The following is a 9,581-nucleotide window of genomic DNA, read 5'->3' as shown; positions in this document are numbered from 1 at the left end:
TGCCGCCACCTTCTCCCAGAGGGAGAAGGCATTCACTCGATGACTCAACCCCTCTCCCAGAGGGAGAAGTCATCAGACCAGCACGCGGGGATGAAGGATGTCTTCCAGCCCGATGCGGCGGAGCAGCTCCGCCCGCACGCGGTCGGCCATGCCGTTGACGATTTCGGCACCGTCCTGCGAAGGGTCGATGTGCACGCGGAACGGCCGCTTGCCGAATGGCGTGTCGACCACGGCGACGATCGCGTCGGCCACCGATTGCGGATCGGCATCCGCTGGTTCGAGCGCCGCCAGGCCCTTGAAGGCGACCTCGCTGAAATCGGAGGTCGGGCCATCCGCATACGCTTTCGCCACCGCCTCGTCGGCCGGCGCGCCGGCATGGGCGAAATGGTTGGTGCCCTGGGTAAACGCGCCGGGCACGACGATCGACGTCTCGATGCCCCAACGCGCCAGCTCGCCCGCATAACTCACCGCCAGCGCGTCCATGCCTGCCTTGGCGGCGAAATACGGCGCGAGGTACGGCGGCGTGCCGCCGCGCGTGCTGCTGGACGAGACCCACACCACCAGGCCGCGCCCCTGCTTGCGCAGCTGTGGCAGCGCGGCGCGATTCACGCGTTGCGTGCTCAGCACATTGACGTCGTACAGCGCGGCGAACTGTTCGGGCGTAAAGGCTTCGGCCGGTCCGTAGGACATGTGCCCCGCGTTGTGCACCACCACGTCGAGGCGGCCATGCTCCGCGATGACCTGCGCGATGGCGGTGTCCACCGACGCCTGCGAGGCGACATCCATCTCGATGGCACGCAGGTCGATGCCCTGCTCGCTTGCGTACTGCCGCATCCCGGCCACGCGGGGCGCGTTGCGCCCGGTCGTTTCGCGCATGCCGGCGTAAACCGTGTGACCCGCGTGGGCAAGGGCGTGCGCCGTCATCAAGCCGAAGCCGCTCGACGCGCCGGTAATCACGATGATGTTGTTCATGGGAATCTCCAGGGGGCTTCGCCGCTCGCGAAGCGCTTCGATCAGGAAAGAAGGGCCGGCTCGGCTCAGACCATGCCGCCGTTGGCGCGCAGCACCTGGCCGTTGACCCAGCCGCCATCCGGGCCGGCGAGGAAGGACACGACGTTGGCGATGTCCGCGGGCTGGCCGAGGCGTTCCAGCGGCGCCATCTTCGCCAGCTGATCGATCAGCTCGGGCGTCTTGCCCTTGAGGAACAGGTCGGTTGCGGTCGGGCCCGGCGCCACGGCGTTTACGGTGATCGAACGGCCGCGCAGCTCCTTGGCCATGATGTGCGTCATCGCTTCCACGCCCGCCTTGGTGGCGGCGTATACGCCGTACGTGGGCAGCAGCGTGCCGACGATGCTGGTGGAAAAATTGATGATGCGGCCGCCGGCGCGCAGGCGCTTGCCGGCTTCGCGCATGGCGTTGAAGCTGCCCTTCAGGTTGATGGCGATGGTGCGGTCGAACAGCTCGTCGTCGGTGTTGGCCAAGGGCGAGAGCTGCATGATGCCGGCGTTGTTGACCACGACATCGACGCCGCCGAAGGCGGTTTCCGCCGCGTCGAACATGCGGCGCACGGCGACGGGGTCGGCGACATCCGCCTGGGCGGTCAGCGCGCGGCCGCCCGCCGCCTCGATCTTGCCCGCCAATGCCTCGGCGGAGGCGGCATCGCCGGCATAGTTGATGACGACCGTGAAGCCGTCGCGAGCCAGGCGTTCGGCGACGGCGGCGCCGATGCCGCGGGAAGCGCCGGTAACGATGGCGACCTTGGAAGTGTTGGCAGACATGGGAAACATCCTCTGGGAGAGCCGGCCCGATGCCGGTGTGTGCAAAGGATGGTCTTTTGCTGTTCACGGATAATCTGCTCAAATCCGCCAACATCATTCGGATAATGGGAACAATGCCGTGGACAAGGTTGACGCCATGCGCCTGTTCGCCCGCATCGTGGAACGGCGCAGCTTCACGCTGGCCGCGCAGGACCTGGACCTGCCCCGTTCCACCGTCACCGAGGTGGTGAAGAAGCTGGAGGCACGACTCGGCGTACGCCTGCTCGAGCGCACCACGCGCCAGGTTCGGCCCACCCTGGACGGCGAGGCCTACTACCAGCGATGCCTGGCCATCCTCGCCGAGATCGAGGAGGCGGAAGCGGCCTTTACCGGTGCCAAACCCACCGGCCTGTTGCGCGTGGATGTGCACGGCACGCTGGCTCGCCACTTCATGCTGCCGGGCCTGCCCGGCTTTCTCGAACGTTACCCGGGCATCCAGCTGCGTATCGGCGAGGGCGATCGCTATGTCGACCTGGTGCGCGAAGGCGTCGACTGCGTGCTGCGCGTGGGCAAGCCCACCGACAGCAGCATGATCGGACGCCAGATCGCCTTGCTGGAGGAAGGCACCTACGCCAGCCCCGCCTATCTTCGGCAACGCGGCACGCCAGCCACGCCGGACGAGCTGCAGGCGCACGCCATGATCGGCTTCGTGTCGTCGGCCTCGGGCAGCGTGATCCCGCTGGAGTTCCGGGTGAACGGCACGCTGCGCCAACTGGCGCTGCCCCAGGCCGTCAGCGTGGCGGGGGCGGAGATGTACGTCGCCCTCGCGCGACTCGGCATGGGCCTGATCCAGGTCCCGCGCTATCGCGTGCAGGAGGATCTCGTCAACGGAAGCCTGGCCGAGGTGCTGGCCGGCTACCCGCCGTCACCATCACCGGTGTACGTGCTCTATCCGCAGAATCGCCAGCTTTCGCCACGGGTCCGGGTATTCATCGATTGGATCTCGGCCGAATTCGCCACACGGCTGCCCGCGGCCCATTAAGCCGTCCTTCGTTGCCACGGCGCGACGGTGCCCGACGTGATCTCCCGCGGAAATCCGATGGGCAGCGAGCCATCGCGCCGTCAGCCTGTAGGGCATGAGCATCCGCGAATGGCCTGAACTCGAACGCCCCCGTGAAAAACTGCTGGCCCGCGGCTGCGGCGCGCTGTCGGACGCGGAACTGATCGCCGTGCTGCTGGGCAGCGGCCTGCCCGGCAAGGACGCCATCACGCTGGGACGCGAGCTGCTCGCCGCCAGCGGTAACCTGGGCACATTGCTCGCCGATCCGCACGGCAGCGCGCTACGCCTGCGCGGCGTCGGTCCGGCCAAGCGCGCCCGCCTGATCGCCGCGCTCGAACTCGCGCGGCGCTCGCTGGCCGAGCCATTGGCCGAACGCCCGGCACTGGGCAATCCGCGCGACAGCGGCGACTACCTCAGCGCCCAGCTACGCCATCTGCCTTACGAAGTCTTCGGCTGCCTGTTCCTCGACAACCGCCATCGCGTGCTGGCCTTCGAGGAACTGTTCCGCGGCACCATCGACGGCGCCAGCGTGCATCCACGCGAAGTGGTCCGCGCGTGCCTGAGGCACAACGCCTCGGCGGTGATCCTGGCGCACAACCATCCGTCCGGCGTCGCCGAACCGAGTGCGGCCGATCGGTCCATCACCCGTGAGTTGAAGGACGCCCTGCAATTGATCGGCGTACGCGTGCTCGATCACCTGGTGATCGGCGCGGGAACGCCGACGTCGATGGCGGCATTGGGGCTGATGTAGCGAAGCCCTCCCAGCAGCGCGGCAGGCCTCGCGCCAAGGGTGCGCTGTCCCGCTCCTTGGCTTGCGCATGACCGGATCAACGCCAGCTTCGGCCACGGCATCGCACCGGTCTTCCAGCGTATATACAAGCCCGGCAGGCTGGGTAAACCTCGCGTGCTACCACGTTCCGAAGCGGGGTTCGGGCCATGCGCAGGCTGTTGAAGCACGCGGTACTTGCCGGGGCTGTCGTCGTTCTCGGCGGTTCGTCGCGGGTCGGATCGCTTTCATTCGAGGCGCGGGCTTTCGATCCGGGCGTTCTCGCGTCTGCGATCTGCGGTGGCAAGACGGCCACGTCGTCGCTGACTCGGCACCTGGCGATCGCGGCCGCGGTCGCCGCGCCGGTGGGGGCGGCATCGGCGCCCATGCCGCTCTTTGCCGACCTCACCGCATCGCGCCTCCCGATCACGACGCGAAACGAGCAGGCGCGGCGCTACTTCAACCAAGGCCTGGTGCTTACCTACGGGTTTAATCACGCGGGTGCCGTGCGCTCGTTCCGGGAAGCGCAACGGCTCGATGCCGCCTGCGCGATGTGCTGGTGGGGCGAAGCACTCGCGCTGGGGCCCAACATCAACGCGCCGATGGACGATCGCGACCGGAACGCCGCGCTGGCCGCGATGGATCGTGCACTCGCGTTGCGCGAGTCTGCCTCGCCGCTGGAGCAGGCGTTGACCGATGCCATCGCGCGCCGCTACTCACGCGATGCGAAAGCCGACCGCGGCGCACTCGATGCGGCCTATGCCGATGCCATGCTCGACGTCGCGCGTCGTTTCCCCCACGACGACGACGTGGCCGTGCTCGCCGCCGAAGCGGCGATGGACACCACCCCCTGGAACTATTGGGAAGCCGACAGGCGGACACCCGTGGGGCGCAGCGGCGAGGCTGTGAGGCTGGTGGAGACCGTGCTTGCCCGCCATCCGGAGCATCTCCAGGCGGCACACCTCTACATCCACCTGATGGAAAACAGCGCCGATCCGCGCCGGGCCGAAGCGGCGGCGGATCGACTGGCGCAGCCGCTGGCGCCCAGCGCGGGGCATCTCGTGCATATGCCGGCCCATATCTACGCACTGACCGGCCGCTACGCCGATGCCATCCGCGTCAACGTCGCGGCGGCCCGCTCGGACGAGACGCTGATACGCCGCACCGGCGACCACAGCCTCGTACGCTACGGCTACTACCCGCACAACATCCATTTCATCGTCACGTCGGCGCAGCTGGCGGGCGACATGGACACCGCGATGCGCGAGGCCCGCCGCCTGCGTACCGTGCTGGATCCGGAGACCTCCGCGCGCATCGCCTGGATCCAGGCGATCGATGCCGCGCCCTATCTGGCCATGGCGCAGTTCGCGCAGCCCGAGGCGATCCTCGCCATGCCGCCAGCGGACGCGCGGCTGCCCTATGCGGCGGCGATGCGCCTTTATGCCCGCGCCGTGGCGCATGCCCAGCGCCGGGATCGGGCCGCGTTCGACCGCGAACTGGCGGCGCTCACCGCACTGCGCACTTCCGGTGCGTTCGCGCCGATGATCGAACAGGGCGTCCCCGCGCCCGACCTCCTTGCACTTGCCGAAGCCGTCGCCCGGGGCCGGTTTGCGCAGGCGCAAGGCCGCTTCGAGGACGCCGCGGGCCATTACCGGGAGGCGATCGTGCTGGAGCGCAGGATTCCCTATCAGGAACCCGCCTACTGGTACTACCCGGTCAACCAGTCGCTCGGCGCGGCCTTGTTCAAGGCCGGACGCTATGACGAGGCCAGCCAGGCGTTCCAGGCGGCGTTGAAGCAGACCCCGCGCAACGGCTGGGCGCTCTATGGGCTGGCCCGGAGCGAAGAAGCGGCGGGACGCCCGCGCGAGGCGTCCGACGCGCGCCAGGCCTTCCAGCAGGCCTGGTTGGGCGATCCGGCCTGGCTGAGCATGGAGCGGCTCTAACGACCGACGGGTTCAGCTCCACGTCGCGCATGCTCGAGACACGCAGCAGGCTCAATGGCGGCCAGGCCCTGAAAAAGCAACGGCGCGGGGGGAGGTCCGCGCCGTTTGGCCGTTTGTGGGGAGAGCAGGAGCACGGCGGTCTCCTGTCCGTGCCGGCGGGGAGGTGCCGGGGGACGGAGGAGAGTGTGGCAGTGCCGCATGACAGGGGCATGACGCGACGCACGGCACGTTGATCGCCATGGGCCCGATGCCTGGCTTGGCGACTTATGCACATTCGGCCTGAGACGGCATCTTCCGTTCCATTGCTGCCGACATCCTCATGTGTGCGTTTTAATTCACTGAATCAAAACGGTATTTTTCATTACATCTGCATTTCCACGGGAAAATCGGCACGGGGATGGCTTCCATGTCAGGGATTCCCCACAGAGTTATCCACAGATTTCTCCCCCGCAACGCAGCACGCCGAAAACCCCGTCACGAAGCGGCCTGGCGAGCCCCGGTCTGATAGGATTGGCGGTTCCATCGTCGCCCGACCAACGCCGTGAAAGAACAGCTGCGCGAACTGCTGCTGCAGGCGCTTCGTACCCTGCAGAACGACTCCACCCTGCCCGCCGACCTCGAGGTTCCCAGCTTCGTGATCGAGCGCGCGCGCAACCGCGACCACGGCGACTTCGCCACCAACGCAGCCATGCTGCTGGCCAAGCCGGCCCGCGCCAAGCCGCGCGAACTGGCCGAAAAGCTCGTGGCCGCCCTGCCCGCCAACACCCTGGCGGCCAAGGTGGAGATCGCCGGCCCCGGCTTCATCAACTTCTTCCTGGCGCCGGGCGCGTACCACGACGAAGTGCGGCGCATCATGGCCGAGGGCGATGCCTACGGCCGCAGCCAGACGGGCAAGGGCGTGACGGCGGGCGTGGAATACGTGTCGGCCAACCCGACCGGCCCGCTGCACGTGGGCCACGGCCGCGCCGCGGCCATCGGCGACTGCCTGAGCCGCCTGCTCGACGCCACCGGCTGGAACGTCAAGCGCGAGTTCTACTACAACGACGCCGGCGTGCAGATCAACAACCTCGCCATCTCGGTGCAGGCACGCGCACGCGGCCTGGCGCCGGGCGCCGAGGGATGGCCGGAAGACGGCTACCGCGGCGACTACATCGCCGACGTCGCCCGCGCCTACATGGCCGGTGAGTCGGTGGAAGCGGACGGCGACGTCGTCACCGGCGCCAGGAACGCCGACGATCTCGACGCCATCCGCCACTTCGCCGTGGCCAGCCTGCGCCGCGAGCAGAACCTGGACCTGCAGGCGTTCGGCGTCCGCTTCGACACCTATTTCCTGGAATCCTCGCTGTATACCGACGGCAAGGTGGACGAGACCGTGCGCGAACTGGTCGCCCACGGCCACACCTACGAGGAAGGCGGCGCGCTGTGGCTGCGCTCCACCGATTTCGGTGACGACAAGGACCGCGTGATGCGCAAGTCCGACGGCACCTACACCTACTTCGTGCCCGACGTGGCCTACCACCGCAGCAAATGGCAGCGCGGCTACGTGCGCGCCATCACCGAGCTGGGTTCGGACCACCACGGCAGCCTGGCCCGCGTGAAGGCCGGCCTGCAGGCGCTCGATGCCGGCATCCCCCAGGGCTGGCCGGAATACGTGCTGCACCAGATGGTGACGGTGATGCGCGGCGGCGAAGAGGTGAAGATCTCCAAGCGCGCGGGCAGCTACGTGACCCTGCGCGATCTCATCGACGAGGTGGGCCGCGACGCCACGCGTTACTTCCTGATCGCCCGCAAGGGCGATTCGCAGCTGGTGTTCGACATCGACCTGGCGCGTTCGCAGAGCAACGACAACCCGGTCTACTACATCCAGTACGCCCATGCTCGCGTCTGTAGCGTGCTGCGCCAGGCTGGCGAGAAAGGGTTCACCTTCGATCTGCACAATGGCCTGGCCCACTTGGCGCGCCTGGACAACGAGCACGAGCAGATCCTGCTGACGGAGCTTTCCAAGTATCCCGAGCTGGTTGAGACCGCGGCGGCGAACCTCGAGCCGCACCTGGTCGCCACCTGGCTGCGCGAGTTGGCCAATGCGTTCCACACCTACTACAACTCGCACCAGTTCCTGGTGGACGATGCAAACCTGCGCGACGCGCGACTCGCACTCATCGTGGCGACGCGCCAGGTCCTGAAGAACGGTCTTGATTTGCTGGGCCTCAGCGCCCCGGAGAGCATGTAAATGGCAGCACGCAAGGGCAAAGGTCGACAGGCCGTCCGCAACAACAGCGGCGGCATGCCGGGTTGGGGCTGGGCCGTCATCGGCATCCTGGTCGGCGCCCTGCTGATGTTCGCCATGCGCGGACACCTGCCGATGGCGCCCCGCGGCAACGACGGTCCGCAGCCGAACGCACAGGCCACCGCGCAGCGCGGCAGCGACGCGGGCGCGGCCGGCAACGAAACCACCTCGGCCACCGACACCGCACCGGCGCCGAAGAAGCCGCAGTACGACTTCTATTCCGTGCTGTCGGAAAAGGAAGTGCGCATTCCCGATGCGGTGATCAGCGCACAGGCCAAGGCCGAGCAGCAACAGAAGCAGCAGGCCGCCCAGCAGGCAGCGCAGGCCGCCGCCCAGCAGCAACAGCAGCAGGCCGCGGCGAAGCCGGCACCGGCCGCCGTATCGGAAGCGATCACGCCCGCGCCGGAATCGGCCGTGCATGCCACGCCCGCGGCGGCACCGACCGCCAACACCGCCTCTGCCGGCAGCGGCTACCTGCTGCAGGTGGGCGCCTTCCCGAGCGCCTCCGATGCGGAAACGCTGAAGGCCAAGCTCGCCATGCAGGGTTTCGTCGCCAACGTGGCCCCGGTCAACGTCAACGGCCAGACCTACAACCGCGTGCGCCTGGGCCCGTTCCACTCCGCCACCGAACTGGAATCGGCCAAGCAGCGCCTGGCCTCGGCGGGCATCAATGCGATTGCGTTGAAGGAAGGCAAGTAGGCCTTCGCGTTACCGAGCTCAAGAAAAAGGCCGCGCATGTCGCGGCCTTTTTTGTTGCTTCCTCACCGCGACTGTAGGAGCGCACTCAGTGCGCGACCGCGGCATCTGAGCTTGCACCCAGTTCGTGGATGACGCGAGTGGGTACGGCGTCACCGCTTCGTCGGCTTATCGCGCACAGGGTGCGCTCCTAAAGAAATCGACAGCTTGATCAGCCCTTGCGCTTGAGCCGGATCAGGCCGGAGATATCATCGTCGCCGTAGCCTTGGCTCATCAGCTCGGCGTAGTCGGCCAATGACCGCTCGATCACGCTGCGGTTGACGCCCGCGCCTTCGGCGATGCGGCGCACGATGCCCAGGTCCTTGTGCAGCAGGCCGAGCTTGAAGCCGACGCTGAACTCGTTGCGCAGCATGGTGGCGCCGCGCTTTTCCAGGAACCAGTTGCCGGCGGCGCCGGCGCCCAGCGTGGGCAGCAGGCGTTCGGGATCGAGGCCCAGTGCCTCGGCGAGCGCGAGGCCTTCGCACACGCCCTGCGCAATGCCCGCGACCAGCACCTGGTTCACCGCCTTGGTGGCCTGGCCGGCACCGACGTCGCCCAGGTGCGTGACACGCAACGCATAGGCTTCCAGCACCGGGCGCGCGCGTTCGAGTACCGCGGCATCACCACCCACCATCACCGAGAGCTTGCCGTTCTTTGCGCCTTCCACGCCACCGGACACCGGCGCGTCGAGGAAGTGCGCACCGACCGCCGCCAGCTTGGCCGCCGCCTGCTTGGCGGTGTCGGGGGCCACGGTGGAATGATCGACCACGATGGCGCCGCGCTTCAGATGCGGCGCGAGCGCATCGACCACGCCGAGCACGTCGGCATCGGCGGTGACGCACAGCGCGATCACATCGCACTGGGCGGCGATATCGGCCAGCGAGGGCGCCGTGACGCCGAGTTCCTTCGCCACCGCATCGGCATTGGCCTGCGTGCGGCTGGAAACGGCGTGGAGCAGGCCCTGGGCCTTGAGGTGACCGGCCATCGGCGTGCCCATGGCGCCGAGTCCGATGAATGCTGCCTTGAGTGTCAT

At 67.9% G+C, this 9,581-nt stretch carries 8 protein-coding genes; 5 read left to right on the top strand and 3 right to left on the bottom strand.

The window, feature by feature from the left end; all coding sequences use genetic code 11:
• Positions 1-72: 72 nt before the first annotated feature.
• Both JMF82_RS17285 and JMF82_RS17280 read right to left on the bottom strand, forming a co-directional pair.
• Entirely contained in the window at positions 73-972 is a 900-nt protein-coding gene (locus tag JMF82_RS17285; protein WP_201315793.1) for an SDR family oxidoreductase, read from the bottom strand.
• A 65-nt stretch (positions 973-1,037) separates the two neighbouring features.
• Positions 1,038-1,778: an SDR family oxidoreductase gene (locus JMF82_RS17280; protein WP_201315792.1), complete on the bottom strand. Its 741-nt coding sequence runs from the start codon at positions 1,776-1,778 to the stop codon at positions 1,038-1,040.
• Between the two features lie 118 nt (positions 1,779-1,896).
• Here JMF82_RS17280 and JMF82_RS17275 point away from each other — a divergent pair, with 118 nt between their 5' ends.
• The 5 genes from JMF82_RS17275 to JMF82_RS17255 all read left to right on the top strand — a co-directional run bounded on the left by JMF82_RS17275 (position 1,897) and on the right by JMF82_RS17255 (position 8,512).
• On the top strand, positions 1,897-2,799 hold the full coding sequence (locus tag JMF82_RS17275; RefSeq protein ID WP_201315791.1) for a LysR family transcriptional regulator: 903 nt from the start codon (positions 1,897-1,899) through the stop codon (positions 2,797-2,799).
• A 94-nt stretch (positions 2,800-2,893) separates the two neighbouring features.
• On the top strand, positions 2,894-3,568 hold the full coding sequence (gene radC / locus JMF82_RS17270) for a DNA repair protein RadC (RefSeq protein ID WP_201315790.1): 675 nt from the start codon (positions 2,894-2,896) through the stop codon (positions 3,566-3,568).
• A gap of 185 nt (positions 3,569-3,753) precedes the next feature.
• Positions 3,754-5,526, top strand: coding sequence for a tetratricopeptide repeat protein (locus JMF82_RS17265; RefSeq protein WP_201315789.1), 1,773 nt, complete (start codon positions 3,754-3,756; stop codon positions 5,524-5,526).
• 541 nt (positions 5,527-6,067) lie between these two features.
• Positions 6,068-7,756, top strand: coding sequence for an arginine--tRNA ligase (gene argS, locus JMF82_RS17260; protein WP_201315788.1), 1,689 nt, complete (start codon positions 6,068-6,070; stop codon positions 7,754-7,756).
• Positions 7,757-8,512: an SPOR domain-containing protein gene (locus JMF82_RS17255; RefSeq protein ID WP_201315787.1), complete on the top strand. Its 756-nt coding sequence runs from the start codon at positions 7,757-7,759 to the stop codon at positions 8,510-8,512.
• Positions 8,513-8,720: 208 nt separating this feature from the next.
• Here the strand turns inward: JMF82_RS17255 and JMF82_RS17250 are convergent, their stop codons facing one another.
• Complete coding sequence (locus JMF82_RS17250; RefSeq protein ID WP_201315786.1) at positions 8,721-9,581, bottom strand: NAD(P)-dependent oxidoreductase; 861 nt, start codon at positions 9,579-9,581, stop codon at positions 8,721-8,723.

The sequence above is a fragment of the Dyella sp. EPa41 genome (assembly GCF_016586165.1).
In the GTDB taxonomy this organism is placed as follows: domain Bacteria; phylum Pseudomonadota; class Gammaproteobacteria; order Xanthomonadales; family Rhodanobacteraceae; genus Dyella.
The sequence above is the reverse complement of the archived record's forward strand: the minus strand, read 5'-3'. Positions and strand labels throughout refer to the sequence as shown.